Genomic DNA, 23727 nt, shown 5'->3' on the forward strand with positions numbered 1-23727 from the left:
GCACTAAAATTGTTTTAAAAATGTCAGATCATTCTCAAACATCATGCGTAAATCATCGATGCCGAAATAGAGCATTGCCAAACGATCCATTCCCATACCAAAAGCCCAGCCCTGATAATCATCCGGAGAAATATTCACTGCTTTCAATACATTTGGGTGTACCATTCCACAACCTAAGACTTCCAGCCAACCGGTAAATTTACACGAACGGCATCCTTGACCAGAACATTGGGTGCACTCGATATCCACCTCTGCAGAAGGTTCAGTAAAGGGGAAATAGGATGGTCGAAAACGCAATGCCAACTGGCGGCCGAAGAATGCCGCAAAGAAATCACTGAGCAAACCACGCAGATTGGTCAGAGTCGCCTCGCGATCAATCATCAGTCCTTCAACCTGATGGAACATAGGCGTATGGGTCAAATCAGAGTCGCAGCGGTATACCCGGCCCGGTGCAATAAGGCGTAATGGCGGCTCTTTCTGCTCCATTGTCCTTACCTGTACAGGTGAGGTGTGTGTACGTAACAGACGTCCGTCACCGAAATAAAAGGTATCATGCATGGCACGTGCAGGATGATGCCCTGGGATATTTAATGCTTCAAAATTATAAAATTCTGTTTCAACTTCCGGACCGTCAACAATATCAAACCCCAGTCGATTGAAATAATTACAAATAAATTGTTTAACCTGTGTAACAGGATGGCTTGAACCATGTTTGACTTTACGGCCAGGCAAAGTTACATCAATACGTTCAGCAGCAAGTTTTTCCTGCAGCTTCAATTCTTTAAGTTCATGCATTTTTTCTTCAATCAAGGCGCTAATTTCGCGTTTTGCCTGATTAATAAACTGACCGACTTTAGGTTTTTCTTCGGCGCTCAACTGGGCAAGGTTTTTCATAATTTCAGTTAAATGACCTTTTTTACCCAGGTATTCGACACGAACGGCCTCAAGCGTATTGACATCTTGTGCGTCTTTAATGGCAGTTGCAGCCTGCTGCTGCAGTGTGATGATATCTTGCATGATTTCTGGTCCAAACGTAAAAAAGGAGGCAAATGCCTCCTTGTTAATCAGCGCGATAATTGAATCAGGAAGCCAAGGCAGCTTTAGCCTGTTCAGCAATTGCAGCAAATGCAACTTTATCGTGCACAGCCATATCAGCCAATACTTTTCTATCAAGCTCAATTGACGCCTTTTTCAGACCATCAATCAGACGGCTGTATGACAAACCGCACTCACGGGCCTGCGCGTTGATACGAGTAATCCAAAGCGCGCGGAATTGACGTTTTTTCTGACGGCGATCACGGTATGCATATTGACCGGCTTTAATTACCGCTTGTTTGGCAACACGGTAGGTACGGCTACGGGCACCATAATAACCTTTGGCTTGATCTAAAATTTTCTTATGACGTGCTTTAGCCGTCACACCACGTTTAACTCTTGGCATTTTCTATTCTCCCCTTAACTACCGTGCAACATACGCTCAGCCAGACGCGCATCACATCTTTTTAATGTGCCGTTAGACACACGTAAATGACGCTTTTGCTTGGTTGATTTGTGGGTAAGAATATGGTTTCTATAAGCACGGCGACGCTTGATAGCACCACTTGCCGTCTTACGGAAGCGCTTTCCCGCTCCACGATGTGACTTTAATTTTGGCATAAAATACTCCGCATTCGTTATGCAACTTTAACACTGGCAACCGCATTGCGTTGCCTACTTTTTCTTAGGCGATAAAATCATCACTAACTGGCGTCCTTCACGTTTTGCCTGCTGCTCGACAACAGCAAATTCGGCGGTATCCTGAATCAGACGATCCATGATACGCATACCGATTTCCTGATGTGCCATTTCGCGGCCGCGAAACCGCAGCGTTACCTTGACTTTATCACCGTGATTCAGGAAACGGATCAGGTTGCGTAGCTTGACCTGATAATCTCCATCTTCCGTCGTAGGACGGAATTTCAATTCTTTGACATGAGTAACTTTCTGATTCTTTTTGGCTTCCGCCTCTTTTTTCCTCATCTCAAAGAGATACTTGCCGTGGTCCATTAAACGGCATACAGGCGGCTTGGCGTTGGCTGAAATCTCAACCAAATCGAATCCACTCTCCTCAGCCGCTTTTAAGGCATACCCGATGGTAACAACCCCAAGCTGGTTACCTTCAGCGTCAATCAAGCGCACCTCAGGTACGGTAATGCCCTCATTAATTCTGGCGCGATCTTTATCGCGTTTATTTGGTGCGGTAATGGTTAATTCCTCCAGATAATTTTAAACACGACCTTTATTTGCAATTTCCTGCTTTAACAGGCCGCATACCGACTCAACACTCATTACACCGAGATCCTGGCCTTCGCGAGTACGGACAGCAACTGAACCCGACTCAACTTCTTTATCGCCAATTACCAATAAATAAGGGATCTTCTGTAAAGTGTGCTCACGGATTTTAAAGCCAATCTTCTCATTTCTCAAGTCAAAATTTGCACGCAACCCCTGTTTTTGCAAAATTTGCGTTATTTTTCCAGCAAAATCATTCTGTTTTTCGCTGATGGTTAATACTGCAACCTGAACAGGAGCAAGCCATAAAGGGAAACGGCCGGCATAATGTTCAATCAGAATTCCCATGAAACGCTCGAAAGATCCCAAAATGGCGCGATGAATCATCACAGGTACTTTTTTACTGCCGTCTTCAGCAACATAACTGGCATCCAGCCGCTCTGGAGTCGAGAAATCCACCTGAACAGTACCGCATTGCCAGATACGGCCAAGGCTATCTGCCAGCGAGCATTCTATTTTAGGTCCGTAAAAGGCGCCTTCGCCCGGCGCATCCACCCACTCAATATTCCAGCTACGCATAGCTTGTTTGAGTGCGTCTTCAGCCTTATCCCACACTGTATCATCACCAACCCGTTTTTCCGGACGCAGCGCCAGACGGTATTTAATTTCAGGGAAACCAAAATCAGCATATACCGACTGAACCAATTTAAGAAGCATGGTTACTTCAGATTGGATATCATCTTCGGTACAAAAAATATGGGCATCATCCTGCACCATATTACGTACTCGCATCAAACCGTGCAGAGAACCAGACGGTTCGCAGCGATGGCAGTTGCCAAACTCAGATAAACGCAGCGGCAGATCGCGATAACTTTTCAAGCCGCTATTAAAAACCTGCACATGGCAAGGACAACTCATTGGTTTCACAACATAAGTGCGGTTTTCTGTTTCAGTAACAAACATATCATCACGGAAATTAGCCCAGTGTCCGGACTTTTCCCACAGCACCCGATCAACAACCTGCGGAGTGCGAATTTCCTGGTAACCAAAATCTGCAAGCTGCGAACGCATGTATTGTTCCAGTTGCTGGTAAATAGTCCACCCTTTAGGATGCCAAAATACCATACCGGGTGCGATATCCTGGAAATGAAACAGATCAAGCGCTTTACCCAGTTTGCGGTGATCCCGCTTTTCTGCTTCTTCAATTCGGTGCAGGTAGGTTTCCAACGCTTTTTTATCAGCCCAGGCAGTACCGTATACCCGTTGCAGCATTTCATTATTGGAGTCGCCGCGCCAGTAGGCGCCTGCCAGCTTGGTCAGTTTAAACGCTTTCAACCGGCCGGTTGACGGCACGTGCGGACCACGGCATAAATCTTCAAAATCGCCTTGCTTGTAGAGCGAAAGGGTTTCACCGGCGGGAATATCAGCAATAATTTTAGCCTTGTATTCTTCGCCCAGGCCACGGAAATAGGCAATCGCCTCATCACGCGGCAACTCGCGGCGAGTCACTTTCATATCGGCTTTGGCAAGCTCATACATTTTGGCTTCGATACGCTCCAGGTCGTCTGGCGTAAAAGGGCGTTCAAACGCAAAATCGTAATAAAAACCGTCTTCAATCACAGGACCAATTGTTACCTGTGCGGATGGAAAAAGCTGTTTGACTGCCTGGGCCAGCAAATGGGCGGTAGAATGGCGTATCACCTCAAGCCCTTCTTCCTGCTTGTCGGTAATAATTAATAAATTGCAATCGTTTTCGATGCGGAAACTGGTATCAACCATCCGGCCATCAATAGAACCGGCCAGCGCCGCTTTGGCCAAACCCGGGCTGATAGCATGGGCAACATCGTATACCGTCACGGGTTGCTCATAATGTTTTATTTGTCCATCAGGCAATTTAATGTTTGGCATAGTATGCTCCCTACCGGTTATTACGCGTTTACAAGCCCATTCAACACGAAAACCCTGCCTGGCAGGGTTTGAAATTTTGGTAGGCACGAGTGGGATCGAACCACCGACCACCACCATGTCAAGGTGGTGCTCTACCACTGAGCTACGTGCCTGAAATTCGTTCTCCATAATGGAGTGGCGTGATTATATAAAACCGAACTACACAAAGCAATAACTTTTTATTAAGTTTTTAAAGAGGTATGTTGTTAACGAATGTATCGACACCGTATAATGTGTCCATTTAGCAGTAAACACGGGATGTCATTTATGCTCGCATTGTGGGAAGCTAAACAGGCAGGACTGTTACAACGTCAATACTGGCTACGTAATATCATTTCCGGGGTGATTGTAGGTGTTGTTGCCTTGCCGCTGTCTATGGCATTTGCAATTGCCTCTGGCGCAAAACCGGAACAGGGTTTATATACTGCAATCGTAGCAGGATTTATCGTGTCAGTATTTGGCGGCAGCAGGCTCCAGATTGCCGGGCCAACCGGGGCTTTTATCGTTGTATTAGCGGCTATAACCGTACAATATGGTATTGATGGTTTACAGATCGCAACCTTAATGGCCGGCCTCATTCTACTATTTCTCGGCATTACCAGAATGGGCTCTATTATTAAATTTATTCCTGACCCGGTCATTGTAGGCTTTACCTCAGGAATTGGCGTGGTCATCTGGGTAGGCCAGTGGAAAGATTTTTTTGGTCTGCCGGAGATCTCGGGCCAGCATTTTTATACCAAATTGTTTCATCTGATTCAGGCTTTACCCCAGCTTCATCTGACAACTACTTTACTAGCTTTATTTTCGCTGTTGGCGGTCATTTTCAGTGCCAGAATTCCCGGTTTCAAGCGCGTTCCAGGCCCTCTTGTCGCGTTGGTTGCAGCAACGGTGCTTCAGGTATTTTTTCAGTTTAAAGGCGTGAAGACCATTGGAACCGCATTTGGCGGCATTCCACAAAGCCTGCCGAAATTTACGATTCCCGAACTAAGTGTTGCAAGAGTTATTGAATTAATAGGACCTGCTTTTACTATTGCCATGCTGGGAGCTATTGAATCGTTGTTATCAGCTGTTGTTGCAGATGGCATGGCGGGAACCCGTCATGATTCCAATCAGGAATTGATAGGCCAGGGGCTTGCCAATATCCTGACGCCTTTATTTGGCGGTTTTGCCGCGACCGGTGCGATTGCCCGTACAGCGACCAATATCCGTAATGGCGGGACAAGCCCACTGTCAGGCATTGTTCATTCGATTACCCTGCTGATAATTCTCCTGTTGCTTGCACCCTTGGCTGCCCACATCCCACTGGCCGTACTGGCTGCAATTCTGTTCGTTGTCGCCTGGAATATGAGTGAGGCAAAACACTTTATCAAGATGGTACAGCGGGCGCCCAAGGCAGACGTAGCGATTTTATTAATTACCTTTATCTTGACCGTTTTCGCTGATCTGGTTGTAGCAGTAAACATCGGGGTAATTCTGGCAATGCTTAATTTCCTGCGCAAGATGGCCACGAGTGTTGAAATCAGACAAGCCACCGCTCAGGAGATTATGCAGGAGTTTCCCAATCAGGAACCTGTTACCCTGCCGCCTGATGTTTTGGTATTTACTGTTGAGGGGCCATTCTTTTTTGGGGCGATAGAAAATTTTGAGCATGCACTCGCAAATACCCATACTGATCCCAAGCAGTTAATTATCCGGTTAAAATGGGTGCCTTTTATTGACATCACAGGCCTGAATGCGCTTGAAGAGGCAATTGTGGATCTGCAAAAGCGCGGCGTTAATGTCATGCTTTCAGGGGCTAATGAGCCGGTCACTATGAAGCTGGCAAGAGCGGGAATTATTGAATTGGTTGGAAAAGAAAATTTTTTCGGTAATTTTCATGAGGCTTTAAGGGCGTTAGAAAAATAAAAAACTATTTCCCCCTCCCCAACCCTGATTGTTATTAAGTTAAGAAAATTTGTCATCCCCGCGAAGGCGGGGATCCATCCCTCAAACAAGGTAAGGTGCCAACTTGAGAAATGGATTCCCGCCTTCGCGGGAATGACACATCCTTAATGGCAGTGCCCCAACCCTCTCCGGGAGAGGGGTTCAAAATAGAGTAGTACAATAGTGTATAATTAAAGTTCAACCACGTCCCAGGAGAGAATCATGCCACGAGGTGATAAATCAAGTTATACAGACAAACAAAAACGTCAGGCTCAGCATATCGAAGAATCTTATGAAAAAAAGGGTGTCTCTAAAAAAGAATCTGAAGAAAGAGCGTGGCGAACTGTCAATAAACAAGATAAAGGTGGGAAAAAACATCGCAAGTAAACAAGTTCAATAAAAAAAGGCCTGAATGGATTACTTCAAGCCTTTACACTACGAGATTGGAGGCTATGGTTCAACCACTGCTTCCTTTTTTTTCTGGCCAGGATGCGCTCTTACTGCAGCATATCCAGCATTTGCTTTTTGGACTTTCTTGAAACTTTCCGTGGGTTTCGTGGGCATTATATAACAGATCCCCTTATAGTCAACAATTAATTTCTAAAGGAAACCAAAAGTTTCCAAACGTTTGAAATTTGCAACGAATGTACTTGTTTGATAAACTAGCGGGAATGCTATTCAGCCACTAGTATATTACCTCTATGGAAAAAATTGATTTGACCAGACAATTCGCTCAGCGCCTGCGGGATGCCATGCTTGATGCCGGTTTGCATTCGGAACGTTCAACATCCGGAGTCTGTATTCATAAACTTGCCGAAATCACAGGTCATTCTGTACAGATTTGCCGGCGTTATCTGCGCGGTGAGGCCATCCCTGAACCGGCAAAACTGGCGGAAATTGCCAAGCGATTGGATATATCGCCGGGATGGTTGTTATTTGGCGACAACCCTGCTCCCGATACGGCACCTGTTCAGGATATAGCAATCAGTAAAACGCTGATGCATTATATATTCACCCGTGCGGCTGAACTCTACCATAGCCCGCTGGCAGACCATGAAGTTGCCAATTTTTTACTGGATTTGGTCAAAGACATCAGTCAGATTAATGCTACGGAAGATCAGTCATTACAAATTATTGATTTGACGATTGCATCTATCAGACATTTTCACCCTTGAGTGATGAATTGCAGGCTCGAAACGACCCAACCTGCCCAGGTAATTTCTTGATTTTTCTCTCTATTATTACTAACTTCAATATATAAGTATTTCCAAAAGGACTGTGGAGAAACGATGACCAAAATAATACCTCAGCATATTAACATCACAAATGAGGATATGGCTGGGAATAATGGCGTTGGACGTTATGTGATCCTTGCCGGTTCTGACGAGCGGGCGCGAAATATCAGTGAACACTTTAATAATGCCGTAGTTAAACACCATCCGCGCCAGCATAATCTTTATCTTGGCACGCTAGCCATGTCCGGGCAGACGATTGATGTTGCCAGCATTTCTACCGGAATGGGCGGTGCAAGTGCGGATATCATTATTAATGAATTGATTTTATCAGGCGCGCGGCGGCTATTACGCATTGGCACAGCCGGTTCTCTGCAGCCAAATCAGATTAAAGCCGGGCAAGTCGTAACGGCGACTGGCGCTGTGCGTGATGATAAAGCATCCTGGGACTACATTTATCCGGAATATCCTGCTATGGCGTCCCTTGAATATGTTATTGCCGCAGGACGGGCAGCGAACCAGCAGCCGGAATTAAAAAATTACTTCGGACTTGTTCATTCCAAAAGCTCACTCTACGCCAGAGAATATCAGTTATCCCTTTTGCCTGAAAATGAACAGTATATGAATTCCATGCGCCAGGCTGGCGTCCTTGCTTCTGAAATGGAGTGTGCGCAATTATTTACCCTGTGTTCATTGATGGGATATCGGCTTAAAACAAACATTCTGGCTGGCGCTATACTTGCAATTGTCGGCGATCGCACTTCGTTTTCAACCAACCATAAATTGATTGCCAAGGCGACTCAGGAAGCGATAACGCTGGGATTGGAAACAACGCGGCAATTGGCGCTTATTGATCAGCAGGTTAAGGCTTTGTTTTAGAGCTTGTCCTAAGGAGTGTCGGGCTTTACTGTCCTACATCGTATTGCTTTTTCATGCTCTCAACCTGCTGTTAATATACTTTATAGCTCAGCAAATTTCTCTTCCAGCTGGGCAATTTTCTTGTTGCCTTCCAGGATCATATTGCGGAACTCTTCAAGCTCGGCCTGGTTTAGCTCAATGAATTCGTTCAGGCTTAAATCCTCGCTTACAACCACATTAACAATGCCTTCAATACCGCCGATTGCCATAGCAATTTCACTGATAAGCGATTCTAACTGGCTGGCGCGTTCCGGATCGCCGCTCGCGGCTTCGTCTTTTTTCAGGTTAATTTCTTCAAGTAATTTTCTGAGCTTCGCATTAAGTAATAAAATACTTTCCTGAGTTTTTTTATCTACTGCATCGATCAGCAAAGTTTGCTCATTTTTCACAATTAAATCTCCATTTTGGTAGTCTTTATAGTATAACTCATTTCTTTATTTATTATGTTATGATCGAGAGAAATTAAAGACTGGTTTGCTATGAACAACGATACATTGGCAGAATTTTTTCTTTTTTTCAGCAATTTTCCTTTCATAATTACGCTGGTACTGATTGGACTGACATTCAGGTACCGGCTATTTTACAGTTTAGCCTGCCTAACCCTGTTCAGCATCACAATGAATGTCGCGCTGAAAAATGTCTTTCATATTCCGCTTAACCCGACATTAACCGGCTTCGCTTTTCCCAGTGGTCACATGCAGCTGAGTACGGTACTTTATGGCTGGCTGGCCTGGCAGATAAACAACCGTCTGCTCAGGATTATTATTGGCTTTTTGCTGTCTGGTATCGCGCTAGGGCTTATTCATTTTGGCTATCATAATTTAACTGATGTCCTTGGCGGGGTTGCGTTCGCCGCTATTATTATGGCCGGTTATGCTTTGCTGTTAGCTCAAAGGCCCTTATGGCTGTTCTGCGCAGCCAGTATCGCCACCACATACAATGCCGTCTGTTATGCTCATATTCCCCAACACGCATTAATCGCCTATTGGCTGCTGCTAATATTTCTTGCCATCCCGGTTGTCAAACTACAGAAAAGTAATAGCGCCCTTTCCCGGGTAGGCTTTGTCGACTAAACAGAGAGTAGCCTTGATGCAGCAAAGCGTAATCAAGGTTTTTTTCGCGCGTATAGTCACGCATGCATGGATAAAATTTAACAGCTCTCTCTATACTGATTTCATAACTGTGATTGTCTATGCTTATACTTAAAACTAAGAATGTCAGTTTGAGAACTCTATGGAAAACAATCGCGGCCTTGCTGTTACCACAAACTCATCAGCAGTTATCGATAGTATTAACCATTTTCAGGAGCAAATTCTTGCTTCTGGCCAATCAGGGCAACTCATTCTGGAGCAGGTACAAAACCATCCGGATAATTTGTTATTACAAACCTATAGCGCGGTATTTTATCTGTATGCTCAACAGCTTGAACTCCGGCAACTGGCAGAGCCTCACTTGCTTGCCGCGGAAAAATTACTTGGCAAAGGCAATTTACGGGAAAAAATGACTTTCGAGGCAGTAAAAGCCTGGTATCGCTTTGATTATAACGCTGCAATCACCATTTTTACCGGCTTAACCGCCCTTTATCCTCGCGATATCATGGCAGCGAAACTGGCCGAGTGGATTTTTTATTGTGCGGGTCAAGCTTATCGCGCCAAAGATTATCTGGCGTTGTGTGATCAGATTGCTTTAGTTAATCAGGATAACCCGCATTTTATTGCCATGCACTCTTTTGCCTATGAGCTTTGTGACCTACTGCCCCAAGCCAAGAAGCTTGCGGAGCAGGCAATCGCTATGGAAAAAATGACGCCCTGGGCTCATCACACCCTGGCTCACGCTCATCTAAGAAGTAATCAGATTGAAGAGGGAATCCGCTGTTTACGCACATTACAACCCACTTGGGATGCTATTCATTCGTTAATGCGTGGACATAATCACTGGCATTTGGCGCTTTTTTATCTTGCGCTGCGTGATGAACATACCATACTCGATCTTTTTAGCGCTATTTCTGGCACGTTGCCTGAGTTACCGGTAGAACAGGTGGACGCGATTGCATTATTGTGGCGTATGGATATGGCGGGACTGCCGCAAAATGAACTGCTAAATAAAATTGCGGCAAAACTGGGCGACAATCCTTTACAACTGGTTACTGGCTTTAATACTACCCATTTTGTTTATTGCCTGGCAAGAACCTCAACCGCCGAACCAGTCCTGAAGGCTATATACAACGGCGCAGAACAGATGACGCCCGGTTATCAGCGTGATTTATGGTTATCGGTTATTTTGCCTGCCTGTCAGGCTATTGTCAGTTACGTTAACCATGATTTTCAGACTGCCTGCGATTTGCTTGAGCCGATTATTACACGTTGCCCTGAAATGGGTGGCAGCGACGCACAGACTGAACTGTATACTCAAACCTGTCTGGCTTGCCTGCTTGCATTAAAGAAAAAAGATCAGGCATGGAACTTTTTTCAAAAACACTTGTCTCATTACCGCGACACGCCGCTGGCAGACTTTTGGTTTAGCTAAAAGAACGGTATGATCGCCGCTCCAAATAAAGTAAGGTACCTGCACGTGACGATTGAACAACAGACCCGTAACTGGGTCGCTTCTTTTGTAATTAAATTAAATCTATGTCCTTTTGCCCGCCGGGAAATGGATCGCAATACGATACGTATTCAGGTCTGTGACGCAACCGAAATTGAACCGGCACTGGACGCCGTGATTACAGAAGCAAAATTATTGGATGAAACAGCAGATATTGAAACGACATTGCTGGTTTTTCCCTCTTTCGTCAGTGATTTTTATGATTACCTGGATTTTGCTGATTTGGCTGAATCCCATTTACATTTGAATAATTATGAAGGCGTTTACCAACTAGCCACTTTTCACCCTGATTATTGTTTTGCAGATAGCGCTCCTGACGATCCTGCAAATTACACCAACCGCTCTCCTTTCCCCATGCTGCACCTTTTACGCGAAGCAAGCCTGGATAAAGCTATTGCCTACTATGGCGACACATCAGCTATCCCGGATAATAATATCGCCTGTCTACGTCAACTGGGGCTGGATGGAATTCAGAAATTGCTGTCTGGAACAAATTAATGGAACAAAAAGTGATAGATATGAGTTACATACAGCAGAATTGCTTTTAACATATTGGATTGATAGGATACACTTTGTTTGAAAATATGGGGCTTTATTTATGTTCAGATTTTATCCCAATGGCTTTTCTAGTAGTGAAATTAGACAATATACAGCATTTAATGGCGTTTTATGCATATCAAATTACAATCCGAAAGATTTTCATGCTGATTTGCTCGTTGGATTTAACCCTATTGGCAAATTAGTTAGCCTATCATCCACTTTTTGTAAAGAAGAGAATTCGTGTCTACAGAAACATATGTTTTCCATGAGTATTAATGAGGCCTCTGAGCTCACTTTAACTTTTAATTCATGCTGTTTCTATGTTGAAACCCTGAAAATTCCTGATGAAGTATTAGCAAATTTAGAAAATTGCCTTACATACTTATACCACCACTCACATTATCAGACAGCTGCAAATACACCTCTCAATCCTAAACCATTATTATTAGAGCTGGCTTCATGTGTAGCAGCACATAGTGCTGTTGCAAAAGAAAACCAGGGAAATATGGAGGAAATCGTTAAAAACATTCCTTTCTTAATTCAAGCGATTACAGATACCTTTTATAATGAGGTGGAAAGGTTTGAGACAAGCGCAACGATGTCGCTTAGCTGAGTAAAAGCCGTATTAAATTTAAGTCTGGTTAATCCACTTATCAAACTTATTTCTAATATAGTTACCACTAGATTTCCTCATCTTCTGCAGCAGCAATAGCCTCTGATAATTTTTCAGTATTGTCCAGCACCAGCCAATGTTAAATTAATGCTTCAATTCCGTGTCGATCAGCAATATTGAGTAATTTCAAAATAGCCCCATGGGCATGACGCTTACCTTGTTCCAGACTACGAACCATGGCTGCGCTTACATTAAGGTACTTGGCAAAAACAGCTTGGCTTACTTTTTGTCGTTTACGTAGTTCCTGAATTTCTTCACCTGTGTACTCTATCAATTCTGGTAAGTCATTAACGGTCAATTGCCGCAATGTTTTTTTATCAATAAGCTCAGCCCGGTGTAATCCTTCGGCAATCGAATTAATGGTATCTTGTAAATTAGACATTTTTATCTACCTCCCACAGCTCGCCAATAGTTATCATTCTCTGAATATCAAGTTCAGAAAGGTTTAGCAAAATAGCGGACAATGATTTTAATTTTTTTTAGTTCACCTGCAGTAATGTTACCTTTTTCATTTTTTGAGAACAAATGTAGCCAAATTATTTTATCATTAGCTTTATAGGCAAGAATAGTTCTTGATCCGCCACTTTTTCCTCTTCCCTCTTTGGTGTACCCTAATTATCAAATGTATATTTTAGTCACTATCATTGTCTAAATGCTTAACCCAGTCTTCAAACGCTTCATCCTCAAATTGATAAATTCCATAATTAACTTTCGTTATTAAATTTTTATTGGATAAACGTCTTAACGCATTTTGAGCCGTGTTTTTATTGACATTATTACCAATCCCAAGAGACTCACCTATCTTTTTCAGGGCCGATTGACCATGTAAGTCGCTAACACCATCCGCTATCATTGATAAAATCACTTTATCGGCCGGAAGCAAAGCATCCCACTGCCGTTTAAAATGCTTATCACTAAAGACCTTTTCTTTGGTATAAGCTAAGGCAGATGAAGAACCTTGTTCTGGGTTACTTAAATAATATTCGATGTATCGCCTGAGAAACTCTGGGGTATTTTTAAGTTGTTCAAAAGCCTGCAATGCTTCATCTAACTTAAGGGGGAATTTAGATATGTTATTGACTCTATTGACCATTGCCTCAACAAAATCGTTGCCTAATAATTCGAAGGGTTCTAACGGTGCCCAATTATAAAAAGGCTCAGAAGCAACCCCAAACATCCTTCGTAATGTATTTTCAGAACTTCCCGCAAAAATGACTTTAATGCTTTCTTTTCTTACATCCAAGGCAGCCCGTAGCGCATGGGCAAACGACGCATTTTCTTCATAAGCAAGGACTTGAGCTTCATCAATAACCAAAACTAATTTATATTTTTTTTGATCATAGGCATTCATTGCTTCCATTAATAATATTCCAGCTATACGCTTTGAGTCAGATAAGTCAGCTTCTAGCTGGCCTTCGCCAATCCCTGGGATTTTTCCAGATGCTTTAAGCCGCTTAATCGTGATTGGTTTATTTAAGCTTGCCCAAATTCGTGAAAAACCTTTAGGCTCTAATACTTTGTAAAATTCAGCAACAAATGCCGTAGCCGGATCCATCTCCAGCTCCCAAAGGCTGATATAAACAACCAAATAACCTGCCTTCTCAGCGGCTGGTATAAAATCTTTTTTTAGAAATTCAGTTTTCCCCATTCGCCGTCTCGCAAATAAGCCGCGGGCAGAAGTTAAGCCGATTTCAAAAAGATCTAAATATTTTTTAGCTAATAGGGGGCGGGCAAAATGCCAGTCATTTGGTTTGGACATTACTTCTTCTTGAATTTTCTTAATTAAATTAAGAAGTATTATATACCTTACTCACTTATGGGCAATAGTGTAAATTTACTTGACCACTACATTTAACGTATAGTTATTATCTAATCGCAACTTAAAGGGACTTTATGAAAATATATAAAAGGACGCATATTCCTGAAACAGTATGGGAGCTTTTTAACACCGAAAAGGGATTATCAATAGAATTGTTACAACAGGCAATTGATGTAGGCGATCCGTTTAAAACATATTCATTTGCTTTACAAATGATTGAAATATTTGGCGGAAAACGTCTGATTCAATACTACCGAGACAATCCTCCTTTTTCTATAATTGAATTATTACAATATAATCCTTACGCAATTCGAGATTTTATATGTCATGATGGTATCGATGAAAAAGGATATAGATTTCACAATTGGCTGCTTCAAAACAAATTAAAAATGCCTACTTTTCTGGTAAAAGACGGATTTTATCATATATCAGAGTTATGTGATGAGTCTGGAATAGAATATCTAAACCGGAAAATTCTTAACTCCCCTCAGCAAGATAAACAAGCTGAACTTGAAAAACTGGTACAACTTGGGATGTGCGAGCTTTCGAAAAATAAGCGGGAAGTTTTAGCTGATAGCCTTTTTATTGGTCCGATTTATGGTTTTGATACTACTGGTGATCGATTTCTAATTTTCAAAAAACATCAACAGAAACACATCTTTAAAGACCAACTTGCCGTGCAAAATGAGGATGCCATTACAGGTATGGCGACGACAATGATTTAATTAGACCTGAATAGCTCACCCACTTGTTAATCCCCCGAAAAATAACTGATGTTAAAAGCATATTGTCTATTAATTTATAAATTGATAGACATTCATATATATTGGTTCATAGCTACAGGCAAAATCTGCGGACTCTAATCCTGCCTTAGCTGAAAGATGGGAAAACAACATGAATATTAAATTACTTTTAGCAAGTCTCGGTCTTTCATTAACCCAACTCTCTTTTGCATCCTATGACCTGTCATCGGTCAATATACCTGAAGAAGCACGACCGCAAATCGATAAAAGCTTAATTACTGAACAAATGCAAGAAATCCAGGAAAAGGGTTATATTGAAAGAAATAGCCTTAAATATGAATATTTAAATGGAATTGAAAGCCGGATTAATTATGAAGCACAAGGGAAGGTTAAAAGCACCCATCTTCGGAAAAGTTTAGCAGAAATATTTGCTGTTCCCTCATTAAAAACTGTTCCCTCGACGGTTAAAAAAACGACCTTAGGATTTGCTCCGGTGGGCACCTTTGACCCGAATGCCGGATGGACTGGGATCACTGAAATTTTTAAATCAAATGATATCGGTATCTGCCAATTTTCACATTTTGATTTGAAAGCCGGTAATGGTGCTTATTCCTTATCTAAAGACAATGATCGCCGCGATGTTAATGGCAAATACACGTATGTTGAAGTCACAGGTAAGGAAAATGAAGGATTTGATTATAAGGTAGCGTGGTTTGAAGAGTTAAATATGTATACCTTAAGCTGTATTAATAAAGCCTTTTCAAAGGACTTTATCCAGCAGGTAATCAATTTGGCTCAGCAAATCGATAGGGGATAAGTGATTTAATTGCTCATTGTTTTTTTGAACTGTTCAGGACTCCACTCAAGAGCAGCTTCTCTTTAATGGTTTTTACCTCGTGAGTGAATTTTTTAGGTCTTTTGGAATTTTTTCGACGTAATTGATAGGAAGATGCGGCCTGATCAGGACAATAAACGCCATTCAATCGAGTATTTCTTTTTAATTCCCTTGATATTGTGGAAGGAGAAACCTTAAGTTCCTTTGCTATATCTTTTTGTTGATAGCCTGCTTTCAAAAATGCTGCAATTTACAACGTAGTGCATAATTTAAATGTTTGGAGCCGGGTCTTCAAAGTGCTATAAGCAAGCAGTTGTAAGGCAAACCCTATTCTACCAATCTTAAAATAGACGGATCACGTCTAAACAAGAATGCAATCAGGGTTCTAGGGCGTGTTTTTAAAGTTATTTCTGGGCTCCAAAAGCAATAAAATGGTCTGAATTTATGCTCGATTTCGTTAAATAGAGCCGGCTATTCGCCTCAATCGGCCAAAAATTCAGCCTCATTTTCTTGCTTTTTCGCTTCCAGAAAAACTTTAAAAACACGCCCTAGTCTGAAACAATAAATAAAAAATTTAGTAAACCAGTATAAATACGTATGTACAAACATAAGCAGATCGCATAAAATACGCTCAATATTTATTTTTTGGTGGTTAGCATGTCACTTTTTGTTGAGCTTGAAGGAACTGCCGGGATGATTCTTAAGCCCGGAAAGAGCAAATCTCTTTTTTTTAAGCCTTTTGAGTCAGCCGGTGATGTTGCTTGCCGAGGCTCTTCAATTATTGTAGCGCCTGCCCTCCTAACAGGGGAATCAATTGCACTTATTGCATTAGCCGGCTGGGAACTATTAAAAGCTATAGGCAATTTACTCACTTTTAATTTTTCAGAATTAGCAGAAAATAGTGCATGGGGATTTTCTTCTTTAGAAGCTGCTCCTATGGTTCTGATTACAGCGTTAGCAAGTCCATTAATTAATTTAGTTGATTTTATTGGCAGCATAATTACCTCAATAAATCAGCAAACAAATCCGCCAGAAATAGATTATTGTAGCCCCTAGAAAAGACTTGGCCTGACCTCGCTCGTGCTAGCATGGAATAATGCATTACTTTTGCCTGCAAAGCGTCCTGCTGTATGGGCATCCTGAAAGGCGCTTAATTGCAAATCTATAATGGTTGAAGATTCTATTACTTAATTACTATAAATTAAGAAGCGTGCTTAAGCTCTACGATATAATTAAGATGCTGTCGTCTTAATTGATCTCTTATTAAAAGCTCTATTAATGGTTCGATAGAATATCCTAATGCATCCGCGATCTTTTTAGCGAAGGCAATTCCAACATCTTTTCTATTGTGCTCTACATCACTTAGAAATTGCTTAGAAACTCCTATTCTCTTAGCCAATTCAACTTGTGTTATTTCATCGCTTATACGCAAAGAATGAACCAATCCACCAAAAGTCATATCATTCCAAACATCCTTAGTTACATCTAAAGCATTTAACGTATCTGTTGATTTAGTATTCATGGGGATTTACCTCCGTAACCTCTACAAATTCAATTGTTCCGTTACTTTTAATTATATATATCGCACGCCATTGTTTATTTAATCGAATTGAACGCTGCCCTTTTCGATCGCCTAAAAGTAGCTCATCATGCCGCTTCCTTGTTTCTTCTAAACCTGATTTATTTACTGCCACTAACCAAGCTCTAAATTTTTCCTGAAGATATAATGGAGTCCGTTTTAAATCCTTTAAAGCGCTCTTTGTTATTTGGACTTCAGTTATCACATTATTTCTCTTTTTATTTTAACAGTACACCTATTTTGGTGTACTGTTAATATTAATTAATATTTGTAAATAAAGCTTGGGTTTTTCAGGTGGGCCAGAAAATTGATAGCGTCATTTAATGTGGGTCGAGATTCCGTGATAAAGTCAATTAATGTGTACGACACTTGCTGACTACGTTATCAAATAAGAAGGAATGGGGGTATCTTTTTAAAGGCTAAACATTCATCACCCCAAACTCATAGAGCAACTAGATAAAGTACTACGATATTTAGCTCAAAAACATCACTTATGGGATTTGATAGTTTGTTAGCCGGCAATGTACTTGACTTGGGTTTTAAATGAATTTTCTTGTTGTGTAATATCAAGAAAATACTGTAAATGTGGTAATAAACTTGGTTTACGTGACATAAAATCGATCACCTCATTTGAGCTAAACCCATAGAGGCTGTGATGATTTAGTAGAGAAATAAAATCGCTCATACCTTTGATAACATCTTGAATATTATCCTCTTTGCTTCCTAGCGCAATTTTATTTGGATTACTTAATATTGTTAAAGGCAAGCCATTCATGGCCAGTAAAAAATTCATGAGTAACATGGAAAAGGAGCGCGTATTTGCGTCAGCAAATGGGTGTAGCTGTTCGCACGATTGAATAAAATTAATTATTGTTTCTAATTTTTGAAGCGGTGTTGTTGATTGGCTTAATGAATCCTCATACTTAAAAATCAATTCTTTTATTCTATTTTCTAAAGTTATCTTTGGCCTGTCGGGCTGATAACTTTTAAGGTAAGCGAAAGGCGCTTTTTGTAAACATTTACAAATGATTTTTGCTACCTCTTCAATTGAATGACAGGAAATCAATTCGTTAAAATAGGGAGTTAAGATATTTAACGCTTCATCGATTTCTCGCTCATTTTCACCGTGACAATACTTTCTAAATTTCTGTATGTCTATAGCCCGATGATTTTTTATGATACCAACAACATCCATGAAAAACTCGCGAGTAAAATCAATTTCTAATTTTCCACCATAACCGACATTTAAGCCAATATCATGTTTACTCGGATCAGAGAGCAAGGCTTCAATAAATTCCTTTACTCCTTGTTCAGATATACTTATACCTGTGCTACCAGAATCGGTTGTCCTAAACTCGCCTTTTATATCATTATTGCCTTTATAATCATAATTTAAGTTAGCCACGTTGTCGGTTGCTAATTGGTGTATCAACTTTATAGTCTCAACGTTTAATTCTCGCCCTTCTCTAAAAAGCTCATCATATGCCCGATACATAGCTTTCAAATAGCCTGGTTCATTTAATTCAAAAATGAACCAGCCTTTATCGAGTTTAAGTAAATCGCCAATAGTTAAATCATTCATTTCTTCTTCAGATAAGCGCCAAGATAAAGTGAAGCCTACTGCGCTATATAAATAACTTTGCTTTAATTTTTCGCTTTTTTCAATTTCTGTAATGTATTTTTTTATTGTTAAATTAGGGTAGTCTAGAGCGCTATAACCATTGGCCAGTTTTTTATTAAATATAGGACAGTTAACTAATCCTCGGCCTGACTGTAGGCGGCCATCGACAAACAAGCGCCAAATTTCGTGGCTAGGGATATGTGAGCGTAGGGTCAAAAGGTTGCTGCTTTTATAGGGTGCATAACTTTTCAAGCAATTTTCAAACTCGTCTTTTAATGATTTAGTTTTAAAAAAATTAAACATGATTCATCTATCATTATTAGGTATTGATTGAATTATAGTCTATGTCTACCCCTATATATGTGAGGCAGCCTTCTTCGGGTTAGATGTGTCCGGGCTTTTACTCCTTAAAGTTTTTTATCTTTTTTGAGGCAGCACAGATGCCTCTCGCCGTCTGGCAAATAAGCCACGGGCGACATTTAAAAGATAAACTTCAGTTGCGAAAATTTTATATCAACAATTAGAGTTATTTGTTGACAATTTTTATTCAGCTGTGTTAACGTGTTTATTGACCAATAATCAATCATACTGGAGAATTATTATGTTGCACCGTTATGCTCTAAGAACACTGCTTCGTACAGACAACTTGCTGACTACGTTATCAAATAAGAAGGAATGGGGGTATCTTTTTAAAGGCTAAACATTCATCACCCCAAACTTCGCACCGTTTTTACCAAACGCAGCCTAATCAGCAAATCCTAAAAGAATGTGATGTAATTACAAAACAATTCCTTGATTTACATACTCGTTATGCTGAATCTCAACCATTAGAACATATCGACACCATTATTACTTATGCTAATGGACATTTATCGCTATGGGTTAAAAAGACAGATAAGGTTATGGAAGAACATCAAACCCTTGCAACACCCGCGCTTGAAGAGGATTACAAAATAGCTAAATCATTAACCCATGTTTCTGTTACTTTTATGTTAATTATTCAAGACATCATTAAAAATGAAAAAAAATCAGCCCAGCATATAAAAGATTTAGAGCTGGTAGCCCAGCAATTAGCCAGATTAGAAAACATAAGCGGGGAAAAGTCGGAATACCTTATAATTATTAAACAGATGACCGAGCATTGGCATAAGTTAAGTGTGGAAACCTCTCTTTCGAAAATCAAGGATTTTCACGTTCAATATTTGTCAGAGATAACGCCCTCTCATGAAAGACTTGCTCATAGAGCAACCAAACTACAGCTTGAAGGTATACACCAAATAATATCCACCTGGGTTGTTGAAAATAACCTTCAGCTCAACAGAACACGCGTGCTTATTTCTTGTGCTAAAGGCCCAAGAGAAAAATTGATTGAAAAACAATATATGCAGTGGCTTTACTCACAACAGGGTATTGGAGATTGGGAAAATAATATTATTTGTGTGGAAATGTTGCCAGAACAATTAACAACTGTAACAACTCATGAGTTAATCACGTTCTTAAAGAAGCAACAATTTAATGAGCAAATTGGAAAAATCATACTGGGAGATCATAATGCCATGAACAAAGATATATTAGGCGAATATGCTCCTAAGGTACTTCCAACATTATGCCCAATAAAAGCAGTGTCAAACCGAATAAGCGCTTGCAAGGACGCGTTATTCTCACATTTATTAAATAACCAACTAAAGAGTAAATCTCAACCTAATATGGATAACATAAAAATATGCCCTTTTAATCCAGGATAGTATTTTATCTTATAATCAGGAATAATTTCATCGAGTAAGCCAGGGTTCTTACACAAGACCAAAACGAGTTTGCAATGGCTAGACATATGCTCTGTGATGAGCACTGGTCAAAGCTACGAACAATAATGCGCGAACAAGGGATTTATGACAAGCCCCATTTATTGGCAACGCTGATATGGATTAGGGCTTGTATAAATGCAAGACACCTAGTGGAAAATTTGTTTGCGATAATAAAGCATTTTAGAGGACTTACTACAAGATTTGACAAACTAAAGCGCAATTATGTGTCTGTGTCGCTATGGTTTGCGCTCTCCTGTGGGTTGCCTATGTGAGTTGTCAACAGACCCTAGAAAAGACTTGGCCTGACCTCGCTCGTGCTAGCATGGGATAATGCATTACTTTTGCCCGCAAAGCGTCCTGCTGTATGGGCATCCTGAAAGGCGCTTAATTGCAAATCTATAATGGTTGAAGATTTTAAAGACGTAATTTTATTTTTGGCGAACATTTTTTGTAAGGCTATCCAGGTTAGAACCAGTAACTGTGAAGCTGAAATATCTGTCTCCGCATCAACAAACTGCTCACGATTAAGTCGCTTTATACAGTCAATGCTTTGGGGTGCGTTACCTACCTCAACCATCAGCCCGGCAATCATGTCATTCAATTTCTCATCCTGTATTTTCGCTCCATGCATAAACATAAGCATCAAAGCCGTTTCAGTCATTAGAGAATAATTGTTCTGTTTATCTGAGATATTTTGCAGATAATCAATCACGCCTTTCCGCGCTATAGCCGACCCTTCCTTCGCCGCCCCTTCACTCAGACCTTGGACGCACAACCAGTAGATATTCAAGAAATGCACAGGGCTGAGCTCATTATTCTGAATCTTTTCCCAATAGGGCATAACGTCTTCATGCAGGAAAATCTGAGAATAATTCAGCAACTGGTCATATATGACATTAAGACCTTCTGATTTAATATAATTGAAAAAATCAAGCGACATATCTCCCAGTGCAAATCCCCAGCCGTTAGCGCTACCCTCTCTGCATGCCCGCTCATCAGCATAAGAGGCTGCATCGCGGAAACGAAACTTACCCAGTGCGTTAACAACCCGCTCTGGGTAAGGATGATGTGCGAGGCGCAGCACATTAAGACCTGAAGTTTCCAAATCCGACATATGAAGCGACGCGGGTAACTGATATTTACGACTTAATTTGTTAAATTTAGCGAATCTTACATCAAATTTTTTCTTTTTTTGCGCTGCCTTTACTGCAATTTCTGCTTGCTCAGACATAATTTTCTCAAAGGCACGTGTTAAGTCTGCTTCTGTTGTATAACCTCTTGTATAAAAATCAATATTGGCACTGATGTTATTGTGGGTTGTCTCTACGGCCCTACGCTTTATTTGATTCTTCTCAAACACACTAAGTTCTGCCTGCCCCGCTTTCAGAAGATTTGTTTTGATGCATAAACCAAGCTGCCAAAGTTTCACCAGTCCATGCCCCAAATTTTCTGGCTCAGGGTGTTTCATAAGCAGCTTGATGAGACCAGGATTTTCATGCAGCGCAGACTTGCTGGTATTGGAATTCATCGTTTGTAAATGCAGTGCATTAAGGCTATCCACCCATTTATTCAGCTTATTATCTTTAAACAATTTGACAACCTGCTCAAGCGATATTAAATTTGCAAAATGTATGCCTGCGCTCAGTCTTTGCAACGATGTGTTGATGCTTGCGAAGGCCGATAAATTATCTCTAAAAACGTCAAGCATCTTTTCGCGTGCATCATGTATTTCTCCAAAATAATCATTTCCCTGGTTATAGGCAAGACCTCTGTTACAGGAAGTAATCAGCAGCGCCGCAAAGCCTTCCGGAGAAGAAAACAGGGGAGCTCGGTTCGCTAAATCCTTTAAATATTTCTTATAAGTTTCCTGGAGTGTCTGAGAGCCATCATTTGCCAGCGCCCGTTTAAAAACCAGAATGCCGTTTTGAAATGCTGCAGCGTTCGGATAACTGACAAGCACAGCAAACTCTTCTTTTCCCAGTTGCTGTTCATTCGTGAATCGCCACATGTTCATGAGCCTTGCAGAATTAAAGGCTAGAAAAAAATCAAGCAGCCAACGTCTAAATCGCCCGCTAAGCGAGTTATCGGTAATGAAATGATGGTAGTTTTTGCAAAATCCAAAGACCGCATCCGTTCCGTATTGGGCTTGATACGCTGCAGAGCTTCCAGATCGGTCCATTTTTGAGATGTAGAATTGCAATAAAAAGCGTTTCATCTCTGACGGAAAAAAAAGACGAGAAAACCAGCCCAATTGCTCGAATTGCGAGCGAATTTTTATCATAATGTTATCGTATTCGCGAAGCAAATTACTCATATTTATATCTTCCCGCCAGATAAAGGCTAAATATCAACAATTTGAGCAATATACGATCATAAATTATCACTGTCAAGATTTATGTATCGTGAGGAACAAGGGGTGTTGTTTCTAATAAATTAGTTGAATTACATAATCAACATGAATAAAGCCATTCCAATCATCATTAAATTTTCAGTGAGTGAAATAAATCCTAAAGGTACGTTACTGTCGCCTCCCACACAGGCACATTTAAGTTCACGTTTGTCGATATAAACAGCTTTAAATACTGAAAGTGCACCTACAGTTCCAATAAATAAGGCAATTGGAATAGAAAGCCAATTTAACGCTCCTGCAATCATTAATATTCCTGCTAAACCTTCAGCAAATGGGTAAATATAGCTGTAAGGAACCCAGCGTTTGGCCAGGAGGTCATAGTTTAAAAACATGGTTGAAAAACTTTCGATATTCTGTAGTTTTAATAAAGCAAGAACTGCCATGCTAAAAGCAATAAACCAGCTTAAAACATGTGATGTAAACGGGTTACCAAAGCTAGCATAACTAACTGCCATTGCCATTAAACCTGTAATCGCGAACAGCACCATGACGGGGCGATAACTTTTTTCTTTTGGATCTCTTACTTTCTTTCCGAGGTAAAGTCGTAAATCGTCATAACCACCTACTCGCTCATCATTGATAAAAATTTGAGGGGTGGTTTTTACATTGTGTTTATCCTTAAACGTATCGACCTGTTCACGGGTTGTTAACCAATTATCTTCTACCTCATAGCCTTGACGTCTCAATAAATCTCTAGCTTTAAGACCATAAGGACAAACATGATGCCCCATCACCATACGATACAAAACAGCTTTTTTAATTGAGGTATTATTCATTTTTATCCTCTCTGATTGATGGCACAGCTTC

The 23727-nt window shown here is 40.8% G+C and carries 26 protein-coding genes, 1 tRNA gene and 2 pseudogenes; 13 read left to right on the top strand and 16 right to left on the bottom strand.

Annotation, left to right across the window (positions count from 1 at the left end):
* Positions 1-3: 3 nt before the first annotated feature.
* The 6 genes from pheS to ACFORL_RS06905 all read right to left on the bottom strand — a co-directional run bounded on the left by pheS (position 4) and on the right by ACFORL_RS06905 (position 4331).
* Positions 4-1017: a phenylalanine--tRNA ligase subunit alpha gene (gene pheS / locus ACFORL_RS06880; protein WP_382342421.1), complete on the bottom strand. Its 1014-nt coding sequence runs from the start codon at positions 1015-1017 to the stop codon at positions 4-6.
* A gap of 64 nt (positions 1018-1081) precedes the next feature.
* Entirely contained in the window at positions 1082-1441 is a 360-nt protein-coding gene (gene rplT, locus ACFORL_RS06885) for a 50S ribosomal protein L20 (protein WP_382342423.1), read from the bottom strand.
* 14 nt (positions 1442-1455) lie between these two features.
* Entirely contained in the window at positions 1456-1656 is a 201-nt protein-coding gene (gene rpmI, locus ACFORL_RS06890; RefSeq protein ID WP_382342425.1) for a 50S ribosomal protein L35, read from the bottom strand.
* 54 nt (positions 1657-1710) lie between these two features.
* On the bottom strand, positions 1711-2244 hold the full coding sequence (gene infC, locus ACFORL_RS06895) for a translation initiation factor IF-3 (protein ID WP_382342689.1): 534 nt from the start codon (positions 2242-2244) through the stop codon (positions 1711-1713).
* Positions 2245-2265: 21 nt separating this feature from the next.
* The gene (thrS, locus tag ACFORL_RS06900) at positions 2266-4179 is read right to left on the bottom strand and encodes a threonine--tRNA ligase (RefSeq protein WP_382342427.1); all 1914 of its coding nucleotides are present in this window, start codon (positions 4177-4179) and stop codon (positions 2266-2268) included.
* A 77-nt stretch (positions 4180-4256) separates the two neighbouring features.
* Positions 4257-4331 (bottom strand) — tRNA-Val (locus ACFORL_RS06905).
* Between the two features lie 154 nt (positions 4332-4485).
* Here ACFORL_RS06905 and ACFORL_RS06910 point away from each other — a divergent pair.
* The 4 genes from ACFORL_RS06910 to ACFORL_RS06925 all read left to right on the top strand — a co-directional run bounded on the left by ACFORL_RS06910 (position 4486) and on the right by ACFORL_RS06925 (position 8252).
* Positions 4486-6123: a SulP family inorganic anion transporter gene (locus ACFORL_RS06910; RefSeq protein WP_382342429.1), complete on the top strand. Its 1638-nt coding sequence runs from the start codon at positions 4486-4488 to the stop codon at positions 6121-6123.
* Between the two features lie 240 nt (positions 6124-6363).
* Positions 6364-6528, top strand: coding sequence for a hypothetical protein (locus ACFORL_RS06915; RefSeq protein ID WP_382342430.1), 165 nt, complete (start codon positions 6364-6366; stop codon positions 6526-6528).
* A 314-nt stretch (positions 6529-6842) separates the two neighbouring features.
* Positions 6843-7316 carry a helix-turn-helix domain-containing protein gene (locus ACFORL_RS06920; protein ID WP_382342432.1) on the top strand — a complete coding sequence of 158 codons (474 nt, stop codon included), beginning with the start codon at positions 6843-6845 and terminating at the stop codon, positions 7314-7316.
* A 114-nt stretch (positions 7317-7430) separates the two neighbouring features.
* Positions 7431-8252 carry a nucleoside phosphorylase gene (locus ACFORL_RS06925; RefSeq protein ID WP_382342434.1) on the top strand — a complete coding sequence of 274 codons (822 nt, stop codon included), beginning with the start codon at positions 7431-7433 and terminating at the stop codon, positions 8250-8252.
* Between the two features lie 80 nt (positions 8253-8332).
* Here ACFORL_RS06925 and ACFORL_RS06930 read toward each other — a convergent pair whose 3' ends face one another.
* Positions 8333-8680, bottom strand: a complete 348-nt coding sequence (locus ACFORL_RS06930; protein WP_382342436.1) for a hypothetical protein — start codon at positions 8678-8680, stop codon at positions 8333-8335.
* 90 nt (positions 8681-8770) lie between these two features.
* Between ACFORL_RS06930 and ACFORL_RS06935 the strand changes: the two genes are divergently transcribed.
* The 4 genes from ACFORL_RS06935 (at position 8771) to ACFORL_RS06950 (ending at position 12048) form a co-directional block, all read left to right on the top strand.
* Positions 8771-9364 (top strand): phosphatase PAP2 family protein, encoded by a 594-nt coding sequence (locus ACFORL_RS06935; protein ID WP_382342438.1) that lies wholly within the window; start codon positions 8771-8773, stop codon positions 9362-9364.
* Between the two features lie 160 nt (positions 9365-9524).
* Positions 9525-10817 carry a tetratricopeptide repeat protein gene (locus ACFORL_RS06940; RefSeq protein ID WP_382342440.1) on the top strand — a complete coding sequence of 431 codons (1293 nt, stop codon included), beginning with the start codon at positions 9525-9527 and terminating at the stop codon, positions 10815-10817.
* Between the two features lie 9 nt (positions 10818-10826).
* A complete protein-coding gene (locus tag ACFORL_RS06945; protein ID WP_382342442.1) occupies positions 10827-11393 on the top strand; it encodes a DUF1415 domain-containing protein in 567 nt (188 codons plus the stop codon).
* A 100-nt stretch (positions 11394-11493) separates the two neighbouring features.
* Positions 11494-12048 (top strand): hypothetical protein, encoded by a 555-nt coding sequence (locus ACFORL_RS06950; RefSeq protein WP_382342443.1) that lies wholly within the window; start codon positions 11494-11496, stop codon positions 12046-12048.
* A gap of 139 nt (positions 12049-12187) precedes the next feature.
* On the opposite strand, the gene ACFORL_RS06955 is transcribed toward ACFORL_RS06950, so the two are convergent.
* The 3 genes and pseudogenes from ACFORL_RS06955 to ACFORL_RS06965 form a co-directional block, all read right to left on the bottom strand.
* A complete protein-coding gene (locus ACFORL_RS06955; RefSeq protein WP_382342445.1) occupies positions 12188-12490 on the bottom strand; it encodes a helix-turn-helix domain-containing protein in 303 nt (100 codons plus the stop codon).
* A gap of 53 nt (positions 12491-12543) precedes the next feature.
* Positions 12544-12699, bottom strand: a pseudogene (locus ACFORL_RS06960) (type II toxin-antitoxin system RelE/ParE family toxin); the annotation flags it as partial.
* A 40-nt stretch (positions 12700-12739) separates the two neighbouring features.
* Positions 12740-13867: a hypothetical protein gene (locus ACFORL_RS06965; protein ID WP_382342447.1), complete on the bottom strand. Its 1128-nt coding sequence runs from the start codon at positions 13865-13867 to the stop codon at positions 12740-12742.
* Between the two features lie 134 nt (positions 13868-14001).
* Between ACFORL_RS06965 and ACFORL_RS06970 the strand changes: the two genes are divergently transcribed.
* Positions 14002-14652: a hypothetical protein gene (locus ACFORL_RS06970; protein ID WP_382342448.1), complete on the top strand. Its 651-nt coding sequence runs from the start codon at positions 14002-14004 to the stop codon at positions 14650-14652.
* Between the two features lie 169 nt (positions 14653-14821).
* Entirely contained in the window at positions 14822-15487 is a 666-nt protein-coding gene (locus ACFORL_RS06975; protein WP_382342451.1) for a hypothetical protein, read from the top strand.
* 13 nt (positions 15488-15500) lie between these two features.
* Here the strand turns inward: ACFORL_RS06975 and ACFORL_RS06980 are convergent, their stop codons facing one another.
* A complete protein-coding gene (locus ACFORL_RS06980) occupies positions 15501-15743 on the bottom strand; it encodes a helix-turn-helix domain-containing protein (protein ID WP_382342453.1) in 243 nt (80 codons plus the stop codon).
* A gap of 419 nt (positions 15744-16162) precedes the next feature.
* Here ACFORL_RS06980 and ACFORL_RS06985 point away from each other — a divergent pair, with 419 nt between their 5' ends.
* A complete protein-coding gene (locus ACFORL_RS06985; protein ID WP_382342456.1) occupies positions 16163-16561 on the top strand; it encodes a hypothetical protein in 399 nt (132 codons plus the stop codon).
* Between the two features lie 145 nt (positions 16562-16706).
* On the opposite strand, the gene ACFORL_RS06990 is transcribed toward ACFORL_RS06985, so the two are convergent.
* The 3 genes from ACFORL_RS06990 to ACFORL_RS07000 all read right to left on the bottom strand — a co-directional run bounded on the left by ACFORL_RS06990 (position 16707) and on the right by ACFORL_RS07000 (position 19008).
* Positions 16707-17027 (bottom strand): helix-turn-helix transcriptional regulator, encoded by a 321-nt coding sequence (locus ACFORL_RS06990; RefSeq protein WP_382342459.1) that lies wholly within the window; start codon positions 17025-17027, stop codon positions 16707-16709.
* A complete protein-coding gene (locus ACFORL_RS06995; RefSeq protein ID WP_382342462.1) occupies positions 17017-17289 on the bottom strand; it encodes a type II toxin-antitoxin system RelE/ParE family toxin in 273 nt (90 codons plus the stop codon). Before ACFORL_RS06995 ends, ACFORL_RS06990 begins: the two co-directional genes overlap by 11 nt.
* Before the next feature lie 306 nt (positions 17290-17595).
* Positions 17596-19008 carry a hypothetical protein gene (locus ACFORL_RS07000; RefSeq protein WP_382342467.1) on the bottom strand — a complete coding sequence of 471 codons (1413 nt, stop codon included), beginning with the start codon at positions 19006-19008 and terminating at the stop codon, positions 17596-17598.
* Between the two features lie 599 nt (positions 19009-19607).
* Here ACFORL_RS07000 and ACFORL_RS07005 point away from each other — a divergent pair.
* On the top strand, positions 19608-20450 hold the full coding sequence (locus ACFORL_RS07005) for a hypothetical protein (RefSeq protein ID WP_382342474.1): 843 nt from the start codon (positions 19608-19610) through the stop codon (positions 20448-20450).
* Between the two features lie 200 nt (positions 20451-20650).
* Positions 20651-20772: pseudogene (locus tag ACFORL_RS07010) on the top strand (IS5/IS1182 family transposase); the annotation flags it as partial.
* A 24-nt stretch (positions 20773-20796) separates the two neighbouring features.
* On the opposite strand, the gene ACFORL_RS07015 reads toward ACFORL_RS07010, so the two are convergent.
* Both ACFORL_RS07015 and ACFORL_RS07020 read right to left on the bottom strand, forming a co-directional pair.
* Positions 20797-22824, bottom strand: a complete 2028-nt coding sequence (locus ACFORL_RS07015; RefSeq protein ID WP_382342476.1) for a hypothetical protein — start codon at positions 22822-22824, stop codon at positions 20797-20799.
* A gap of 128 nt (positions 22825-22952) precedes the next feature.
* Positions 22953-23696, bottom strand: coding sequence for a MauE/DoxX family redox-associated membrane protein (locus tag ACFORL_RS07020; RefSeq protein ID WP_382342478.1), 744 nt, complete (start codon positions 23694-23696; stop codon positions 22953-22955).
* Between the last annotated feature and the right edge of the window lie 31 nt (positions 23697-23727).

Source organism: Legionella dresdenensis (assembly GCF_042649825.1).
In the GTDB taxonomy this organism is placed as follows: domain Bacteria; phylum Pseudomonadota; class Gammaproteobacteria; order Legionellales; family Legionellaceae; genus Legionella_C; species Legionella_C dresdenensis.